We start from the raw sequence: 19,311 nt of genomic DNA on the forward strand, positions 1-19,311 counted from the left end.
CTCCTTAGAAACCAATGAGGGTCAGCAGCGGGTGGATCAGGATATCAATGATCTTGATGCCCACGAACGGGGCGATGATACCGCCGACGCCGAAGATCAGCATATTGCGTGCCAGCAGCTTGCCTGAGGACATCGGGCGGTATTTAACGCCCTTCATCGCCAGCGGAATGAGGCAGGGGATAATGATCGCGTTGAAGATCAGTGCGGAAAGAATCGCGCTGTATGGCGAAGCCAAATTCATGATGTTCAGCACGCCCAGCTGCGGGATCGCCTGCATAAACATGGCAGGGATGATGGCGAAGTACTTGGCAATATCGTTTGCAATGGAGAAAGTGGTCAGCGAGCCGCGGGTGATGAGCAGCTGCTTGCCGATCTCGACAACTTCGAGGATCTTGGTCGGATCAGAGTCCAGATCGACCATGTTGGCCGCTTCTTTTGCAGCGGTCGTACCGGAGTTCATCGCAAGGCCTACGTTCGCCTGCGCAAGCGCCGGGGCGTCATTCGTGCCGTCGCCGGTCATAGCAACGATCTTGCCTTCAGACTGTTCCTTTTTGATGAGCTTGATCTTGTCCTCCGGCTTGCATTCTGCCACAAAGCCGTCAACACCGGCTTCCTTGGCAATGGTCGCCGCAGTCAGCGGGTTGTCGCCCGTACACATGATGGTCTTGATACCGATGGCGCGCAGGCGCTCGAAGCGCTCGACCATGCCTGCCTTGACCGTATCCTTCAGGTAGATGACGCCGAGGATTCGGTCGTTCTCGCAAACGACCAGCGGCGTGCCGCCGAGGGACGAGATCTGGTTTACCTGCTCATGCAGGTCGGACGGGATCTTGCCGCCCAGATCCTTGATGTACTGCTCGATGGCGTCGGACGCACCCTTGCGCACCTTGGTGCCGTCCGGCAGGTTGACGCCGCTCATGCGGGTCTGTGCAGTAAACTCGAGGAACTCGGAGCCTGGGGTCTCCTCGCTCGCGTCGCCGAGACGGCGCGCCAGCTCAAGCGTGGACTTGCCCTCCGGCGTCTCGTCGTGCAGGCTGGTCAGTGCAGCGCAGCGGATCAGCTCCTCGCGCTTCGCGCCGCCTACCGGATAGAAATCCGCAGCGAGACGGTTGCCGTAGGTGATGGTACCAGTCTTGTCGAGTATCATGGTATCAACGTCGCCGCAGGCCTCGACCGCCTTGCCGGACATGGCAATGACGTTAAAGCGGGTGACGCGGTCCATGCCCGCGATGCCAATGGCGGACAACAGGCCGCCGATGGTGGTCGGGATCAGGCAGACCATCAACGCGATCAGCGTGGACATCTGGATCTGGACGCCGGAGTACAGGCCGATCGGGTAGAGCGTTACGATAACGATCAGGAAAATGATGGTCAGCGAAACAAGCAGTGTGTTCAGCGCGATCTCATTCGGGGTCTTTTTGCGGGACGCACCCTCAACCAGCGCAATCATGCGGTCGAGGAAGCTGTTGCCTGGTTCAGAGGTAATGCGGATCTTCAGCCAGTCGGAAACAACGGTCGTGCCGCCTGTTACCGAGCAGAAGTCGCCGCCCGACTCGCGGACAACCGGAGCGGACTCACCTGTGATGGCGGATTCATCGACCGACGCAATGCCCTCGATAACCTCGCCGTCGCCCGGGATGATCTCTCCCGCGGAAACCATGACGACATCGCCTTTTTTGAGTTCGCTGGACATAACGTCCTTGGTCGAGCCGTCTTCCTGCAGCAGATGCGCCAGCGTATCCTTCTGCGTCTTGCGCAGGCTTGCCGCCTGTGCTTTGCCGCGGCCCTCTGCTACGGACTCGGCGAAGTTCGCGAACAGCACGGTAATCAGCAGGATAACTGCAACGATGATATTGTAAATGCGGGCGTTTGCCGACGTGTCTCCAAACAGTCCGGGCACGAAAGACAAAAGCAGCGAGATGAGAAAGCCGATTTCAACCACGAACATGACGGGATTCTTCATCATGTAACGCGGATTCAGCTTGGTAAAGGAGCCGATGATTGCCTGACGCAGGATCTCGGGCGTCACCAGCTTCTGATTCTTTTTTTTGCTCATAGTTCCATTCTCCTCCTTAACTCCACAGCGTCAGGTGCTCTGCGATGGGGCCCAACGCCAGCGCAGGTAAGAAAGTCAGCGCAGCAAAAATATAAACAACAAATACCAGAATAATGGCAAACGACAGTGTGTCGGTATGCAGCGTGCCGGTAGATTCACTGACAAAGCGCTTTTTCATCAGCGAGCCTGCAATAGCCAGCTGGATTACAATGGACAGATAGCGGCCAAAGAACATCGCAAGGCCGGCTGTAATATTCCAGAAATAAGTATTATCTGCCAGACCTTCAAAGCCGGAACCATTATTCGCGGCGGAGGATGCGTATTCATACAGCACCTGACTCAGGCCATGATAGCCCGGATTGGTGATGCCCTCCATACCGCCCGGCGTTGCAACCGCCAACGCGGAAAACGCCAGAATCAGCATCGGATGGATGATGATGCACAATGCAGTGAGCTTCATCTCACGGCCTTCGATTTTCTTGCCGAGGTATTCCGGGGTACGGCCGATCATCAGGCCACAGATGAATACCGCAAGGATTGCGTACATAATCATGTTCATCAGGCCGACGCCCTTGCCGCCGAAGACGACGTTCAGCATCATATGCAGCAACGGGATCATGCCGCCGAGCGGGGTCAGCGTATCATGCATGTTGTTGACCGTACCGGTTGTGAACGAGGTGGTCGTGGTCGTGAACATCGCGGACTGCGCGATACCGAAGCGCACTTCCTTGCCCTCCATGCTGCCCATCGACTGGTTCAGGCCGGCGTTTGCAAGCGCCGGGTTACCCTGACTTTCCGCCCAGAAGCATACCGACAGGCCGATGATGAAGATGAGGCCCATTGCAAGGAAAATGCTGCGGCCCTCGCGGCCATAGATGCGCGCAGTCAGGCTGCGGCCCTCGTTCAGGGCAGGCGCGGTGACGCTGTTCTGGCCAGCCGCTTCCATTGCCGCCTGCTTGCGGTCACGCACCATCTTACCAAAGGTGATAACACAGGCGCCCGGCATGAGCATCATGGAGTAAAGCTCGATCAGGTTGGACAGGATGGTCGGGTTCTCCAGCGGTGTTGTCGAATTCGCGCCGAGGAAGCCGCCGCCGTTCGTACCGAGGTGCTTGATGATCTCAAGCGCCGCGATCGGACCCATTGCGATGGTCTGGAAGGTGCCTTCGATAGTTTCGACAACGACATTCGCATCAAAGTTCTGCGGAACGCCCTGCCAAACCAGCAGCAGGCCGCCAACAACCGAGAACGGGATCATAATGCGGGTTGTGATGCGCACCAGATCCGCGAAGAAGTTGCCGACGTTGTCCTTTGTCTTGCCGGCGAGGCCGCGGATAAACGCGACGCAGGCGGCGTAGCCGCTCGATGCGGAGACGAACATCATAAAGATAATGACCAGCATCTGGGAGAGATAGCTCAGGCCGCTCTCACCCGAGTAGTGCTGCAGGTTGGTGTTCGTCATAAAGCTAATGATCGTGTTAAACGAAAGGGTCGGCTCCATGCCTTCAATCCCGTTCGGATTGAACAGCCCGATAGACTGGATGCGCAGGATCAGGTATCCGATGAACACCATGACCGCGTTTGTGCCAACCAGCGCAAGCGCGTATTGTTTCCAGTTCATCCCTTTCTTCGGATCGACCCCGCCGATACGGTAGATGACACCGTCTACGCGGTCAAACACCGGATCGGCAAATGTATGAGCCCCTATGGAAATATGGTACATATACCGTCCCACAGGGATGACGATGATCAAAAAAATGATAATCGTCAAAAGCAATTGAAGCATTGCTGGTTCCTCCTTTTCTTTTATCTCCCGGAATCAAAATTTCTCCGGATGCACCAGCGCATAGACAAGGTATGCGCCCAGCAGCAGGACAACAAGTCCGATCAACAGCATACTCACAGGTTTATTCCCCCTTATTCATCGTTCTCGACTTGCTTGCCGCACCATTTGATCAGCAGCCACACCAGACCGAAACAGGCCAGAAGCGTTGCAACCATCAAACAATCCATCATGGTTTATTTCTCCTTTCTGCATCACGCGCCCGCTGCCAACAGCCAGTGCAGCTGGCAGGCTTTTTATTTTGCTTCCATAGGATAATACAGCAAAATATAATAAGCGGGGATTAAGAAAACCGGGCCGGCATTAACAAGAAATAAATATTCATCCAATCCGGATTTCCGGCCTTTCTGTCCGATCCGTCCGGAAAACCGGAAGCGTAAATTGAAAAATTGTGCCGGTGGGGCGGTTATCCGATATCGTTAATTGTCCCCCGTGCAGCGAAACAATTGACTGGCAGAGGCCCAGACCGATCCCCAGCCCCCTCTGGCAGTCGGCTTTTCCCTGGCCGACCGTATAAAACATATCAAACAAATGCTTTTTCGCTTCCTCCGGAATACCCGGCCCGTCATCCGCTACGATGATATGCGCCATATCGTCCTTCCTGTATCCACGCAAGGTGATGTTGGAGCCTTTTGGCGTATACTGGATCGCATTATCCATCAGATTCACGAGTACTCGCTCGACCAGCTGTGCATTCACCGAAACCATGAGCATCGGGTCATCCATCTGCACGGCAATATGATGATCCGCCAGCCTCCTGCCCAGCCGGGATACCGCCGAGCGGAACAGATCATCCAGCAGCTCGGGCGTCATTTTGAAGTTTTCCTTATCCGTCTCCAGCTGCGTGGCAACCAACAGGTTTTCTGTCATGTTGATAAGCCAATTGGTGTCGTCATGGATCAAAGTATACAGTTTTTTTCTGGATTCCCGAGGCAGCTTGTCCTCATTTTGCATCAAAATGCTCGCGCTACCGTTGATGTTGGTAAGAGGCGTCCGTAAATCATGGGAAACCGCACGAAGCAGGCTGGCCTGCAGCCGCTCTTTCTGCGTCTGGAGGGCGGCCCTGTTTTTCTCCTCTTCCAGCCGGATTCTTTCCTGGCTAAGGCCGCATTCGCTCAGGAGAGCGATCATCAGGTTCTTCTCAAAGGCATCCGGAACCGAGTACCCCACAACCGGGATGCCGACGATTCCCATGACACCCTGCGATCCGCGCACGGATAAAAACAGCCATTTGGAGTTCGGCAGCGTATTGGTCGTCGCGCCCCCATGCTTATTGTTTTTTTGCACCCATCCGGCAACGGCCATCTCCTCTGCGCTTAGCTCCGCCAAGGTTCTCTCTTCATCTGCCGGTTCAATCCGGAACACGAGCTCCTTGCCCGATTCACTCAAAGCGTAAAGAATCGGGCGGTCGAACAGACGGTTCAATTGCTCAGCCGTCAGTCTCAGGCAGTCCCACTCGGTACGTCCTTGCTGTAATTTCTGGCTGCTTTCCAGAAGCAGTTCCGTATAATAACCTTTTTGCGCAGCAAGGCGCGCCTGCTCTTTCACCCTGCTTGCGAGCGAGCTGGCAATCATGCTGGAAAAAAGCATGATTATAAATGTTACCGGATAGCTTGGGTCGTTCACCTGAAAGGTGAGCTGCGGCTCTGTGAAAAAGTAATTAAACGCCGCAACACTGAAAAAGGAACAGGCCGCGCCATAAATGTGGCTGCCGGTCCAGACTGCGGCTATCAGCACGCCCAGAATGTAGACTGTTATAATATTCGACTCACTGAAGCCCGCGTTATAAAACAAGGCTCCTACCATGGTAGAAACCAGCAGGCACAGGAGTATGCTCCCCGTGCTTTTCCATGTAAACCGTTCTTTGGGCATTCGGGACTTATGAAATGTTTTTTTGTAGAGCGGCTGCCGGTCCGGAATAATATACACATCCAGATCTGTCAGCTCAATCAGGCGGTCCGCCAACCCTTTTCTGCCGAGCAGCGGATTCTGCCGGTGATTCATCCGCCCCATCACAATCTTAGTGATGCCGCTGACCCTTGCATATTCCGCAATCTGTTCCGCCGGATCAGCGCCATACACGGTCGCAATCTGCGCCCCCAGCTGCTCTGCAAGCCTGAGATTGCTCCGCAGGCGTTTAATATTTTCTCCCGATAGCTCTTTTGTTCCCGGGGTTTGCACAAAGAGCGCGGTAAACCCGCTGTGGAACGCATCCGCCATCCGCGCCGCAGTACGGATTACCTTCGCATTGGATGGCGCCGAGGAAAGGCAAAGCAGAATATGTTCCCCTGCCCTGGCTGATTTTTCTTTTCCCTCATGCAGTGCGGCGCGGTTGAGCTGATCCGCTGTCCTGCGCATGGCGATCTCGCGCAGCGCGGCCAGATTTTCCGTTGTGAAAAAATGGCTCAACGCCCGTTTTGCCTGACGCTCCCGGTATACTTTCCCCTCCTCCAGACGCTTGACCAACGCTTCCGGTTCAATGTCCACCAGTTCAACCTGATTGGCACGGTCAAATACATGGTCAGGAATGCGTTCGTTTACCATCACCCCTGTGATTGAAGACACCAGATCGTTCAGCGATTCCAGATGCTGGACATTGACCGTAGTATAGACATTGATCCCCGCCTGCAGAAGCTCCTCTACATCCTGATACCGCTTGGTATGGCGGCTGCCCGGTGCGTTATTATGCGCCAGCTCATCTACCAGAATCAGCTGAGGCTTCCTCTGCAGCGCGCGGTCCAGATCCAGTTCCTTCAGTGTGATCCCCTTGTATGCAATCTCTTTATTGGACAGGGTCTCCAGACCCTCCAGCAGCGCCAGCGTATCCGGCCGTGCATGCGGTTCCACATAACCCACGACAACGTCAATGCCTTCCCGCTGCGCCTGATGGGCTGCTTCCAGCATTGCATAGGTTTTTCCCACACCTGCCGCATAGCCAAAAAAAATTTTTAATCGGCCCTGCTTTGCCGGCAGATCCCGGCCGGATGAAACAGTTCCCTTTTCCATATGTCCCCCTCCTTTATAAAGCGCGTATTCTCTCGTGCAAAATATAAATATCATCCCTCACCTTACGGAAAGATAAAGAAAATCCAATTTGTATTAAAACTGCATAAAGCCCACTTCCAAATACATCCATATCAGCCGATGCCCCTCCATCTCGATCACAGATTGCTGTGCTGCGGAGATGATAGGGGCAGGGCCAACGCATTTTACAAACAGGTAAAACGCTTTGTCCCTGCCCTATACATCGTGGTGTTATTCCTGATACGGTCATACAATGCGACACTATGTTCCGACATTCATATCCGCAGCGGGCGGTTGAGCTCCTATTGGCATTGTATTACGCTATCGTCACAGCACAAACTCGCTCTTACAATCCCGAGGCATAGATACTTCTACGTCACCAAAATTCATCCACATCGTTTTCCGCTGTATTCATTTCGGCTGTTATCTTCTGTATCCTCCTTATATGAAGTCTATAACCCACCGTGTCATTTCCATCTCGCTAAAATGGGAAAGAACATGGTCTGGCATATCCCAATTCTCAGATATGCCATCACACCATCTGATATATGATTTTAGTGCAATAAATAATTGAAAAGCACATGCGGATATTTCTCATCTACGCAACTGCAGCCACAGCATCGGTACTGCTTCACTTTTTCAGCCACGCTTCAAAAGCATCCAGAGAGATTTCCCCATTCCGGCACGCATCCCGATGCTTTTTCGCCTCTGCCGTCCATGCATTGAATTTTCCCGCGTCATCGTGCCGTAGCGGATGCAGGCGTTGTGCGTCTTGTAAGCACGGTTTTAGGCGCGGGGGATCGGGTTTCCGAGCAGCTTTTTCTGGTAGACACACGCGGCACCAGCATCCCGGCAGGTCTTGCTTTTTCATATTCGTGCGAACAGAGGGTAAGCGCATCGGTGTACGTTTCCAGATCTCCCAGTACCGGCGGTAAATATCCTCCGTTTCCGGGCTCAGGCAATCGAACAGAAGCGTTGCACATCTGTCCTGACCTTGTCCAGCTCATCGCGGAAATCAGTGGCAATCGAAGGAGCAATATTGTAGAAGCTTTTGACAAGCAGCGGCGCAAGCTGCATAACCAGCAGATAGAGAAAAGGATTATCCACACATGCTGGAAACGGAACAGGAGTTCGTTCCATTCCCCATGTTTTCCTCTCCTGCCTGTTCCCTCTGCAAAAAGAGGGGATGAATATGAAACGGATGGCATATGAGGACTATTCTGACGTGCCGAACGCCGAGCAGCTTGCCGCACTGCTTGGCATCTCGCGCGCGAGCGCGTACCAGTTGATGAATCGCGCAGACTTCCCCACGCTCCACATCGGCAAACGTAAATTGGCGCCCAAAGACAAAGTCCTTGCATGGGTAGACCGGCAGACCATGCCATGACCACGCAAGCGAAATTCAGCGTTTTCCGAACTTTTGGCGGCTTTTCGGCCCCGCGGTTTTGCTTCCAGGTCCAGCGGTAATTTGGCCGAAAGCACACCTTTCTTCCCATAAACCGAAAGTACCGAAAAGGTGTACTTTTACAGGCGCTGTAAGGTTATAAATACCGCACCAAGAAGTTGTTAAACAGAAATGGCTTGCAACAAGTAAGAATTATAGCAGTGTAAAGGTAAGAGATGACAGTGCGCGTCTGCTCACTGCCGGAAGAAAAGACCGCGTTCCTGTGCTGGAGGCATCACGGAAATACCAACGGCCATGATTCTGAGCGGAGGTGATGTGTATGGCAGCTTTTCTCTGTCCCAAAGCTGAAGCCATAGCAAAACCGCAGTTTTATCACACCTCCGGCATCGGAACATTGAAACTTAACTGATTGGCGTCGCGTAATTGGACGGCCGTGATATATCGCAGCTTTGTAAAGAGTTGCAGCAATATAGCGCGGAGATCCAACTGACTACATGGAGCTTTCGCGAAGTCTTTTGCTATCTGCTCGAAGCGAAAGGTTACAGTGAAAAAGAACTTTGCAAAAAATGTAACCTTGCAATTGCTTGTTATGCTCTTTATCGGCATAGGATTCAGTATAACGGTATCTGAGTATCTGTTGGGACTGAGAGGGTATGGCACTCAGCAAACGAAATCTTGTCCACCTTGCTTACCGCTACTTGATCGAGAACCACCAGGGTATCCCGATCGAGGATGCAAATAAGCTCCTGACAGAACTGTTCAAGGGAACGCATACATCGCTTGACAGGATATTGTTGGGACCCAAGGGATACATACCCGACAACGACCAGACAGGTAAGAAGAAGTAAGAATGCGGCAATAAATGGAGGGATGCTTCATAAAGCATCCCTCCATTTTCTATACATATTTCTATTATCAACAAGCGCGCCCCATCTATGCGTGCCGTGATTCTAACGCCCAACAGGATTTCCTACAGCATCTTCAATACCGCCTTGATGCACTTGCCGGAGCCGGACTCCTCAAACGCTTCGTTGATCTGCTCGAACGGATAGAACTTGATCAGTTTATCAAACGGGAACATGCCCTTTTTGTAGTAGTCGAGCAGTTTGGGGATGAACAGCTTGGGAATGGCATCGCCCTCGACAATGCCGATCAGGCTCTTGGCGTCGCCCATCAGCTCGGCCTGGATGTTGAACGTCACGTCGCCGGTTGCGCCGAGCACGACCGCCGTACCCATGAAGCGGCAGGACGCCAGGGCTTTCTTGACAAAATCGGGTACGCCCGACGTGTCGATGGCATAATTGACACCGCCATCTGTGATTTCATTTTTGATTGTACCCACGATGTCGTCGACTTCCTTGCGGTTGATGGTGTGGGTCGCGCCCAGCTCTTTTGCCAGCTCCAGGCTCTTCGGGTTGCCACCTACCGCAATAATCGTTTCACAGCCCGCGATCTTGGCAGCCATAATCGCACTCATGCCGACCGTACCGCAGCCAAACACCGCTATGGACGAGCCGAACTCCGGCCGCAGGCGGTTGAGCACAGCGCCTGCACCGGTCTGGATGCCGCATCCCATCGGCCCGACGAGCGCAAGGTCGATATCGTCGTACTGCACCTTGACCGCGCTGGCTTCGTTGACGACCACATGAGTCGCAAACGAGGACTGGCCGAAAAACGTAGCCAGCGGCGTACCATCCAGCGCAGACAGGCGCGACGTGCCATCCGGCTGCACGCCGCCGAAGTTGATGGCGTTGAAGTTCTCGCACGCGTGCTGGTGGGCGGTCATGCAGTTGTGGCAGCGGCCGCAGTAGCCGAACGATATGCCCACCTTGTCCCCAGGCTGGAATTCCGTGACCTCGGGGCCGACCGCCTCGACGACGCCGCAGCCTTCATGGCCGAGCACTGCGGGCAGTGGGACCGGAATGACCTGCTGGCGGGCTGCGTCGTCGGTGTGGCATACGCCGCAGGCGGTGATCTTCACCAGGATTTCATGCTTCTGCGGGGCGGCCAGCTCGACTTCCTCGATCTGGAACGGCGCGCCGGGCGCGTGGGTAACGGCAGCTTTGATTTTCATGGAGTGGTCCTCCTCGTATCAGGATAAAAATGGAATTTCCAAAGGCCCGCGGGGCGCGGACCAAGGATGCGGGGATAGGCGCGGCGGTTCAAATATCGAGCGCGCGGTAGTAGCCGTCCGTGACCGCGTCCACGACGCGGCCGGCCCTGATGCAGTCGCCGATCTCGAACACACGCGGCGCGGCGTTGTAGAAGCTTTCCGCGCACACGCGGTCAGCCTTCATGCCCGCGGCGAGCAGAATGGTGTCCGCTTCCAGCAGCCTTTCGCCGTTCGGGCTGTCGCACAGCAGGCCGGCGTCGGTTACGGCCTTTGCGGTGGTGTTTACATGGATGCGGATGCCGCTGTTCCGCATATAGATCTTCATAGCGTTCTTGTGCATGAAGTAGGAGTCCGCAGCCCAGTCGTCCTTCATCTCCACAATGGTCACGTCCTTGCCCAGACCGTCCAGATAGATCGCGCACTCGCTGCCCACCAGACCGCCGCCCAGGATGACCACCTTTTGACCGATGGCAGGGTCCTTCTGGTGCAGCGCGTCCAGGGTAACGACCTTCGTACTGTCGATGCCCGGGATGGGCGGCACGATGGGCTTCGCGCCCACGGCGGCGAGGATGACGTCGGCCTGCAGCGCCTCGGCCTGTTCCGCGGTCAGAGCGGTGTTCAGGCGCACATCCACGCCTGCTTCGCGCAGCCGGCCCTCGAGCACCTGCACGAAGCGGTACATGTCCTGCTTGAACGGGATGTACTGCTCGGAGAGCAATTGCCCGCCCAGACGGCTGTTTTTCTCATACAGCGTGACCGTGTGGCCGCGCTGGGCAGCCGTGATGGCGGCGTACATCCCGCCTGGGCCTCCGCCGACGACCACGACCTTTTTGGGCGTTGTCGCTGGCGCGCCGTAAAAGCTCTCCATCTCGCGGCCGACGATGGGGTTGAACGCACAGCAGAACGTGCGGTTGGTCAGATAATTGTAGAAGCAGGTGAAGCAGCGGCAGCAGCGGGTGATATCGTCCTTGCGGCCGGAGAACGCCTTTTCCGGAAAATAGGGGTCGCAGATCGACTGGCGGGCGATCTCGATGATGTCCGCCTTGCCGGAAGCGATGATCTCCTCCATCATATCCGGATCGTTCAGCCCGCCCAGTGTCGCTACCGGCGTTTTGACATGCTTTTTGATCTCCTCAGCCAGGTAGACGTTGCAGCCGTGCTCGACAAACATTGAGGGATGGGTCAGTACGAACACGTCAGGGTCCTCGTGTACGCCGGCGGAAACATGGATGATGTCCACCTTGCCGTCGATGGCCTTGGCCATCGCAATGCCCTCGTCCAGCCCGTATCCGCCCTCGGTCAACTCAGCGCCGCTCATGCGGAATTCGATCGGGAACTGGTCGCCCACCGCCTCGCGCACTTTCTCGATCACGAGCAGGGGGAAACGCATGCGGTTCTCCAGACTGCCGCCCCAGCGGTCGGTGCGGTGGTTCATGGACGGCGACATAAACTGCCCCAGCAGCCAGCCGTGGCCGCCGTGGATCAGCACCATGTCAAAGCCCGCCTGCTTGACCAGCGCGGCCGCGCGGCCGAAAGCCTCGGCGGTGTGGACGATCTCGTCCTCGGTCATACTGCGCACCGGCAGGCCGTCTGGGTTGACTTCATCGTTCGGGCCGAGCGCATACCGCTCGGCTGCCTGCCCATGCCCTCGGGCGTTAGCGTACTTGCCGCCGTGCGCCAGCTCCATGACCGCGTTGCAGCCATGGCGGTGCATAGCCTTGGCCGCCTCCTTGAGCGAAGGGAGCGAGCCTACGTCGTACAGCGCGACCTCCTTGGTGTGCGTGCGGCCCACTGCGTCCACAATGCCCAGGCCGATGGCCACGCTGGCCAGGCCGCCCCGCGCCCGGTTTTCATGGAACGCCACGTCCTCTTTGCGCATATGGCTGTCCGGATCCATCTCCGGATTGGACATCGGCGCGCCCAGGATCCGGTTTTTGAACGTCAGCCCCTTGATGGTCAGCGGGCTTGCCAAATGGGGGTAATATTTATTCTGCATAGCCGAGATCAATCCTTTCCAAAATCCGGTTTGCCGCGCCGCCCAGCAGCGCGGATAGCGGAAAACCGGTTTTACGGCATCGCTCCGTAAAACCGATTTCCCAAAGCATTTTTATTGTATCCTGTTAAAGCACGGTGAAGAAACCGCCGTCCACATTGATGTCCACACCGTTCAAGTAATCCGATGCACGGGAGGCCAGGAACACCATGGTACCCATCAGGTCGTCCAGCTCGCCCCAGCGCCCGGCTGCAATGCGGTTTGTGATCTTATTGTAAAACGCAGGGTCTTTACGCAGCTCTGCGTTGACCTCGGTAGCGAGGAAGCCGGGGCAGATCGCATTGGTCTGGATGTTGAACCGCCCCAACTCGTTGGCAAAGTTGCGGGTAATGCCGATGACACCGTGCTTAGCCGCGGTATAGGGCGGGCACTTAGCGTCCGAGGTATAGCTGAGCGCGGAACCGATGTTGATGATCTTGCCGCCGCCCTTCGCCTTCATGATGTGCGCCACCTCTTTGGACAGGTAATAGACCGCATTGAAGTCCAGGTTGATGCACATTTCCCAGTATTTATCCGGGTAATCGTCGAAATCGTGGAAAGCGCTCGCGCCCGCGTTGTTGACCAGAATATCGATGCGTCCGTACTGCTTCATGCATTCGTCTACGCAATCCTTGCGGTATGCCTTGTCGGTCAGGTCACCGCGCAGGAAATGCACCTGCCGGCCTTCCTTTTCAATCAGCGCCTTGATTTCGGAAACATCCTCGGTGAAGTGCGGGATAAACAGGTCGGCGCCGGCCTTGGCGAATGCAACCGCATACGCCATCCCAAGGCCCTGGTTTGCACCGGTGACCATAGCGATCTTCCCGTCCAAGCGGAACCAATCCATATTGAACTTATCCAATGGGTTCGACATATTAACTTTCCTTTCTGCGGCAGGCCGCACGATATGAGGGAGGCGGGACGCGCACAGCATCGCGCGCCCCGCAGCGTGCATGGTTCGGTTTATTTTGCAAGGTGCAGCATGCGTTCGAGTGCCTCGACTGTACCGTCGCGATCCATATGGTAGTAGTGGTAAATCGCATCCACCGAGCCGAGCACAGCGAACTCATCCGGCATGCCGACGCGCTTGAAGTTGCCCTTGTAGCTCGATTCGCACAGCACTTCCGCTACCGCGCCGCCCAAGCCGCCGTTGATGGAGTGGTCCTCTACGGTGACGATATTGCCGGTCTTCTGCGCAACGCGCAGGATCGCATCCGTATCGAGCGGCTTGATGGTGTGCATATCCAGGATGCCGATGCTCGCGCCATGCTTTTCCTTCATCGTTTTGGCCGCCATCAGGCATTCATACAGGTTGGAACCGCAGGAGATGATATAAGCGTCCGTGCCCTCCATGGTTTCGATCGCCTTGCCGATGGTCAGTTCATAATCCTCGGCGTAGACGTTGGGCGAGCCTGCACGGTCGATGCGAATGATCATCGGGCCGACAAAATCCATCGACTGGCGGATGAACTTGCAGCACTGGTTGGCGTCCGCCGGCACAACGACCGTCAGGTTCGGGATAGCGCGGTAGAGCGCAAGGTCCGCGATGTCGTTATGGGTCGGGCCGCCGCCCGCGGTCACGCCCGAGTGCGTGCCGATCAAACGGACGTTGACGTCGTTGTAGGCGATGTCCGTGTGGATCTGGTCGGCTGCGCGCAGCGGCAGGAACGGACCAAACACCTGGGAGAACACGGTGCAGCCGGAGAGCGCAAGGCCGGCGGACGCGCCCACCTGATCGGGCTCGGCGATACCGAAGTTAAAGCAGCGCTCGGGGAATTCCTTCAGCAGCTTGCCCGCCGAGGAGGACGGTGCGACATTGTCCGAATAGGTGAAAACGAAATCCTTACCCTCGCAGGCCATCTTGTAAAGCTCCTCGCCGTAGGCTTCACGGGCGTTGGAGAGCATCATATCAAAATCGTACGTTGTTTTCGCTGCCATAAATCATCACGCCTTTCTCATTTTTGCAACGTCTGCGAGCGCAATCTTGAGGTCTTCCTCGCCAATACCGCCGCCGTGCCATTTGTGGTTGCCTTCCATGAAGGAAACGCCCTTGCCCTTTATCGTATTGGAGATAATAAAGGTCGGCTTGGCTTCCTTGGAATAATCCAGCGGGGGCAGCTGGTCGAGCGCTGCGCACACCTGCGCCATGTCGTTGCCGTCCTCTATTTCAATGACATTCCAGCCGAACGCGCGCACCTTGTCGGCAACCGGGTCGATATTCATGATCTGGCGGGTGTTGCCGGTCATCTGGAGCTGGTTTTTATCCAGGATACACACCAGGTTGTTGAGCTTGTAATGGCCGCCCGACATCAGCGCTTCCCAGTTGGTGCCTTCGTCGAACTCGCCGTCGCCGATCATGACGATAACGCGGTAGTTTTCCTTGCGGTAGCGCGCTCCGAGCGCATAGCCGACCGCGATCGGCAGGCCATGGCCGAGCGAGCCAGCGGAAACCTCGATCTGCGGGCACTTCTTGCGGTTGGAGTGCATGCCGAACTTGTAGGTATCCAAGCTTTCAAAGTGCTCTACCATGTAGTCCTGCGTATAGGCGCCCTGATCGGAGAAGATCGTATACAGGGTTTCCGAGCAATGGCCCTTGGACAGGATGAAGCGGTCGCGGCCCTCCTTGTGCGGGTCCATCACGTCGTAGTTCAGGTACTTGTAGTACAGCGCGACTGTCATTTCCACGATGGACAGCTCGCCGCCCAGATGTCCCATACCGATGCGGTAAATGAAGTTGAGCAGATTGGAGCGGATGTCTACACACTTGTCCTCCAGCTCCGTGATGGTTTGCAGTTTAACACTCATTTTGTCTCATCCTTTCCGTTTGGCTTATTCGCCTTCAAATTTGTTGCAGCGAATGAGGATCTTGGGGTATTTACTGGTCAGATGCATGGCGAATGCCGCTTCCACGTCGTCAATGTCATACACCTGCTCGTCTGATGTAAACGCGGACAGGTCGACATACTTGAGGTATTCTGCGGTGCGCTCGAAGTTGAAGTGCGCGCAGTACATGCCGGTGACGTTGACCTGGCGCATGTAGGAGTATTCAAACAGGTTGAGCGGCAGTTCGTAATCGGTCGGGAACTGGGCGACATACAGCAGGTTTGCATATTTCGACGTACATTTCAGCACCGTTTCCGCCGCGCTCGGCACCGCCGAGCACTCGATAATGACGTCGTAGCCCAGGCCGTTCGTGATCTCCATGGCCCGCTCGTACACATCTTCGGTGATCGGGTTGATGATATGCTCCACGCCGATCTTTTTTGCCAGCTCGCAGCGGCTTTCAACCGGCTCGGACAGGGTCAGCTCGGCCGCGCCGAATTTGGCCGCCAGCTGTGCGCACAGCTGGCCGATCGGGCCGCCGCCCGAGATCAGCACGCGCTTGCCGACCTGCATGCCCGCCTTGTCCATGGCGCGCACAGCGATGGAGAGCGGCTCCATTAGGCTGCCTTCCCGCAGGCTGACGCCGTCGGGCAGCTTGCAGACCTGGGATTCGTTCCAGACAACGTATTCGGCCATGCACGGCTCGTTGCCGACATCCGTACAGTATTCCGGGTGGCCGATCGAGCACTGGTAGCACTTGCCGCAGTAGCCGAGGAAGTTACCGCCAACCCGGTCGCCGACCTTGAGACCCTTCGCCGTGGCATTCTTGCCCAGCTTTTCGATCACGCCAGACATCTCATGGCCGATGCCGAACGGTGCGTCCTCGGGTTTGTTGAAGCAGCCGTCCACCACATGCGGGTCGCTGCCGCAAATGCCGCAATAGGCTACCTTGATCAGCACTTCGTCGTCCTTCAGCTCCTTGATGGGCATATCGACGATGCCGACTGTGCCGCGGGTTTCCGGGTTCGGGTCCTTCATGTTGCCCACTCGGGTTGCGCATACAACTTTCATAGCTTAATATCTCCTCTCTGTGTTCCAATACGGTTTATTTTACTGCCTTCTGCGCTTCGCGCGTTTCGTTGCGCCCGGCAATTTCCTTTTGGATCTGGCTGATTTTCTCTTCGTTCAGGTGATAGAACAGGCCGTAGACCAGCATAGCTACCACAACCGCTGCCAGCGGCAGGAGCGTGGTCATCATGCGGATTGCGCTCAGAGTTGCTTCGTTCTGCGCCTGGTTTGCGACATAGCCGGTCGCTTCCAATACCGCAGTCGGCAACGAGCCGCCGATGATCATGGAGAATTTGATGCCCAAGCCGACCAGCGTCATGACAATCGCGGTATAGCGCTTACCGGTTTTCCAGTCGGCGTATTCCACCGGGTCGGTGATGACCGACCAGCAAATGCCCATCAGGATGCCGTAGCCATAGCCGGTGATCGCACGGGAGACCATCATGCCGGTGATGGCGGTGGTCGGCATCAGGTACAGCATCAGGCAGCCGATGCCCGCAATCGCAAGGCCGAACATAACCGTGCCCTTTTTATGCAGGCGCTTGACCAGGAACGGTACGCACGGCACGCCAATAACTGAAAATAGCATCATGATCATGGAAAACCAGGAAAGCATATCGCCGCGGTTTGCGTAATAATTGATGTAGTACGCGCCCATTGTGGACTGTACTTGGCTCATGGTGTAAACGCCCAGGAACAGGATAAAGGTGACGAATACCGGACCAACACGGAACAGAAGGTAAAAGACATCCTTGATGTTGGCCTTGTTGTTCGGGTCAACCGGCTGGGGCGGGATGCGTTCCACGATCTGGCTCGAGCCCCACAGCAGGATGACGACCATGATAATGGCCATGATGATCGTGGTAACCATGTAGCCCTGCGCCAGCGTCATATACTTCGAGAAGAAACCGGACAACTCGGGCAGCATGATTGCGCATACAACGCCGCCGACCTGCGCGAGCGTCATGCGGGTCGATTGCAGGCGGGTGCGCTCGCTCTGGTCGTTTGTCATCAGGGACGCCGCGGAAATGTACGGCTGGATGATAAAGGTGTACAGCATATTCAGCAGGTTATAGGTGACCAGCGCCCAGACGATCTTCAGGCCATAGCTCAGATTCGGGGTAGTATACGTCAGGACAGCAGCCAGGCCGAACGGAACTGCGCCCCAACGGATGTATACCCAGTACTTGCCCTTCTTCGGCTGGAGGCGTTCGCAGATCGTGCCCATCATCGGGTCGTTAATTGCGTCCCAGATACGTGATACCGCAAAAATAATGGCGACATGGCCGGGCTGCAGCCCAAAGATATCAGTGTAAAAATAGCTGATGTATAGCGCAATACACTGGAACACCAGATTCATCGCAAAATCAATCGAGGAATAACCCCATACTTCTTTTTTCGGCAACTTGTAATAGCCAAACTGGGAGGACGTTTTTGCCCAGCTTGCAGGATCCTTGGGATTGTTGTTCATAGCAGACGTTTACCTCCTCTTTTTCTTTTTTTAGACCGCCGTATCTCCCTGCCCTCCTTCCTTCTGCCCTGTGTGATTGTGGCTATATTGTACCGAGAGAATGGCCGGATTGGCAATTCCGAAAAGAGACATATCCACCAACAAACTCGTCTGTTAGATATGTGCATTTTATAGAATATGACAGATGCGTCTCGCTGCTATTGTGTATAAGTCACATAAAATACCGTATTTTCTGTTATTGTTTTAACATTGTGTCAAAAAGGGACATCATTTCAGAAATATCAGTCTTTTTTGAAACATTACTTTCCATAAATCCTGTTTTTTCACAGGGGAAAATATGATAAGATAGATAATAAAAAGTATGTACTCCGCGGATCTGAGGAAAGAGACAGCATATGAAATATCAGCAGAAGCGTTATCCGTTTTATAATCCCAATCTGGTTCGGATGTCGATGGGCACGTTGGACTTTGTGGTCAACTATGCGGACATGCTCGACCAGACCTGTGTGGAATTCCGGCATGTCCATGAATGCTATGAAATTTATTACTGTCTGAGCGGTATGCAGCATTTGATGATCGATGGACACCCCCATACTCTGGTCGGCGGCTCGTTTGCCGTCATCCCGCCCGGAATATACCATTACACACAATACGAACCGCTGCTGCTCAAGCAGTATGTGGTGTTTGTGTTCACGTCCCCAACGGTCAATTCGTTGAAAAGCCGCAGCAAAAGCACGCAATCCGAGATGGATTTCCTTTCCGCAGCACTCAAGTATTTTGATGAAAACACATATTTCATCTGCAAGGACCGGTATAAATCAGACAAAGTGCTCGCGCGGCTTGATGAGGAAATCAGTAGGGACCTGCCCGGCAAAGGGCAAATGATCAACGCGCTGTATCAGGAATATCTGATAAAGATATTCCGCAACATGGTCTCCACCGGCAAGGAGGAACCGGCAGCGGTTAATATGTCCAATATCAACATGGCAGTTGAAATGACAAAATACATGCACGCCAATTACAATAAAAATATTACCGTGCAGGATATCGCGAATGTCTTTTATGTTTCGCCGCGCCATATCAACCGTGTTTTTGAGGAGTATTTTGGACAAAGTTTTAAGCGTACGCTGAATATTTACCGTCTCAACTATGCAAAAAATTATCTGCTCGACACCAATTATCCGGTAGAACGCATTGCCGAACTGGTTGGTTTTTCCTCAGCAAAAACCCTGTACCAGCTTTTTAAAGAACATGAAGGAATGACTGTTTCTGAGTTCCGCGCAAAATGCAGGGAGTCGAAGCCATAACCGTATAGCAGACCTGCTCAACAAGGAGCGGTTTTATTCTTATGAGCCTTGCATAAACCGCGGGATTAACAATAGCTTTTCGGCTGCTATCACGCGTAACGCGGCTCAAGCATAGAAAGGGCCACGCACATGACATTGTGCGTGGCCTTTTCTATGCAAACCCGACAAA

15 protein-coding genes are annotated in these 19,311 nt (G+C 54.9%); 3 read left to right on the forward strand and 12 right to left on the reverse strand.

Annotated features, from left to right (window positions below):
• Window positions 1-4: 4 nt before the first annotated feature.
• The 5 genes from kdpB to DBQ51_RS06840 all read right to left on the reverse strand — a co-directional run bounded on the left by kdpB (window position 5) and on the right by DBQ51_RS06840 (window position 8,063).
• Window positions 5-2,056: a potassium-transporting ATPase subunit KdpB gene (gene kdpB, locus DBQ51_RS06820; protein WP_107631094.1), complete on the reverse strand. Its 2,052-nt coding sequence runs from the start codon at window positions 2,054-2,056 to the stop codon at window positions 5-7.
• A 16-nt stretch (window positions 2,057-2,072) separates the two neighbouring features.
• Window positions 2,073-3,842 (reverse strand): potassium-transporting ATPase subunit KdpA, encoded by a 1,770-nt coding sequence (locus DBQ51_RS06825; RefSeq protein WP_054328177.1) that lies wholly within the window; start codon window positions 3,840-3,842, stop codon window positions 2,073-2,075.
• Between the two features lie 33 nt (window positions 3,843-3,875).
• The gene (kdpF, locus tag DBQ51_RS17555) at window positions 3,876-3,953 is read right to left on the reverse strand and encodes a K(+)-transporting ATPase subunit F (RefSeq protein ID WP_107632145.1); all 78 of its coding nucleotides are present in this window, start codon (window positions 3,951-3,953) and stop codon (window positions 3,876-3,878) included.
• Window positions 3,954-4,220: 267 nt separating this feature from the next.
• Window positions 4,221-6,905, reverse strand: coding sequence for a sensor histidine kinase (locus DBQ51_RS06835; RefSeq protein WP_107631095.1), 2,685 nt, complete (start codon window positions 6,903-6,905; stop codon window positions 4,221-4,223).
• 972 nt (window positions 6,906-7,877) lie between these two features.
• Window positions 7,878-8,063 (reverse strand): hypothetical protein, encoded by a 186-nt coding sequence (locus DBQ51_RS06840; RefSeq protein WP_054328176.1) that lies wholly within the window; start codon window positions 8,061-8,063, stop codon window positions 7,878-7,880.
• A 52-nt stretch (window positions 8,064-8,115) separates the two neighbouring features.
• On the opposite strand from DBQ51_RS06840, the gene DBQ51_RS06845 reads away from it, so the two are divergent.
• On the forward strand, window positions 8,116-8,310 hold the full coding sequence (locus DBQ51_RS06845; RefSeq protein ID WP_082397366.1) for a helix-turn-helix transcriptional regulator: 195 nt from the start codon (window positions 8,116-8,118) through the stop codon (window positions 8,308-8,310).
• 671 nt (window positions 8,311-8,981) lie between these two features.
• Window positions 8,982-9,176, forward strand: coding sequence for a hypothetical protein (locus DBQ51_RS06855; RefSeq protein ID WP_054328173.1), 195 nt, complete (start codon window positions 8,982-8,984; stop codon window positions 9,174-9,176).
• 122 nt (window positions 9,177-9,298) lie between these two features.
• Here DBQ51_RS06855 and DBQ51_RS06860 read toward each other — a convergent pair whose 3' ends face one another.
• The 7 genes from DBQ51_RS06860 to DBQ51_RS06890 form a co-directional block, all read right to left on the reverse strand.
• A complete protein-coding gene (locus DBQ51_RS06860; protein WP_107631096.1) occupies window positions 9,299-10,402 on the reverse strand; it encodes an NAD(P)-dependent alcohol dehydrogenase in 1,104 nt (367 codons plus the stop codon).
• 88 nt (window positions 10,403-10,490) lie between these two features.
• Complete coding sequence (locus tag DBQ51_RS06865; RefSeq protein WP_107631097.1) at window positions 10,491-12,437, reverse strand: oxidoreductase; 1,947 nt, start codon at window positions 12,435-12,437, stop codon at window positions 10,491-10,493.
• 124 nt (window positions 12,438-12,561) lie between these two features.
• Entirely contained in the window at window positions 12,562-13,347 is a 786-nt protein-coding gene (locus DBQ51_RS06870) for an SDR family oxidoreductase (RefSeq protein WP_107631098.1), read from the reverse strand.
• Between the two features lie 89 nt (window positions 13,348-13,436).
• Window positions 13,437-14,411, reverse strand: coding sequence for a transketolase family protein (locus DBQ51_RS06875; RefSeq protein WP_054328321.1), 975 nt, complete (start codon window positions 14,409-14,411; stop codon window positions 13,437-13,439).
• A gap of 6 nt (window positions 14,412-14,417) precedes the next feature.
• A complete protein-coding gene (locus DBQ51_RS06880) occupies window positions 14,418-15,278 on the reverse strand; it encodes a transketolase (RefSeq protein WP_054328322.1) in 861 nt (286 codons plus the stop codon).
• A gap of 24 nt (window positions 15,279-15,302) precedes the next feature.
• The gene (locus DBQ51_RS06885; RefSeq protein ID WP_054328323.1) at window positions 15,303-16,367 is read right to left on the reverse strand and encodes a zinc-dependent alcohol dehydrogenase; all 1,065 of its coding nucleotides are present in this window, start codon (window positions 16,365-16,367) and stop codon (window positions 15,303-15,305) included.
• 34 nt (window positions 16,368-16,401) lie between these two features.
• Complete coding sequence (locus DBQ51_RS06890; RefSeq protein WP_107631099.1) at window positions 16,402-17,835, reverse strand: MFS transporter; 1,434 nt, start codon at window positions 17,833-17,835, stop codon at window positions 16,402-16,404.
• Between the two features lie 395 nt (window positions 17,836-18,230).
• Here DBQ51_RS06890 and DBQ51_RS06895 point away from each other — a divergent pair, with 395 nt between their 5' ends.
• Window positions 18,231-19,142 (forward strand): AraC family transcriptional regulator, encoded by a 912-nt coding sequence (locus DBQ51_RS06895; RefSeq protein ID WP_107631100.1) that lies wholly within the window; start codon window positions 18,231-18,233, stop codon window positions 19,140-19,142.
• Window positions 19,143-19,311 lie beyond the last annotated feature (169 nt).

Origin of the sequence: Agathobaculum massiliense, assembly GCF_900291975.1 — a bacterium.
In the GTDB taxonomy this organism is placed as follows: domain Bacteria; phylum Bacillota; class Clostridia; order Oscillospirales; family Butyricicoccaceae; genus Agathobaculum; species Agathobaculum ammoniilyticum.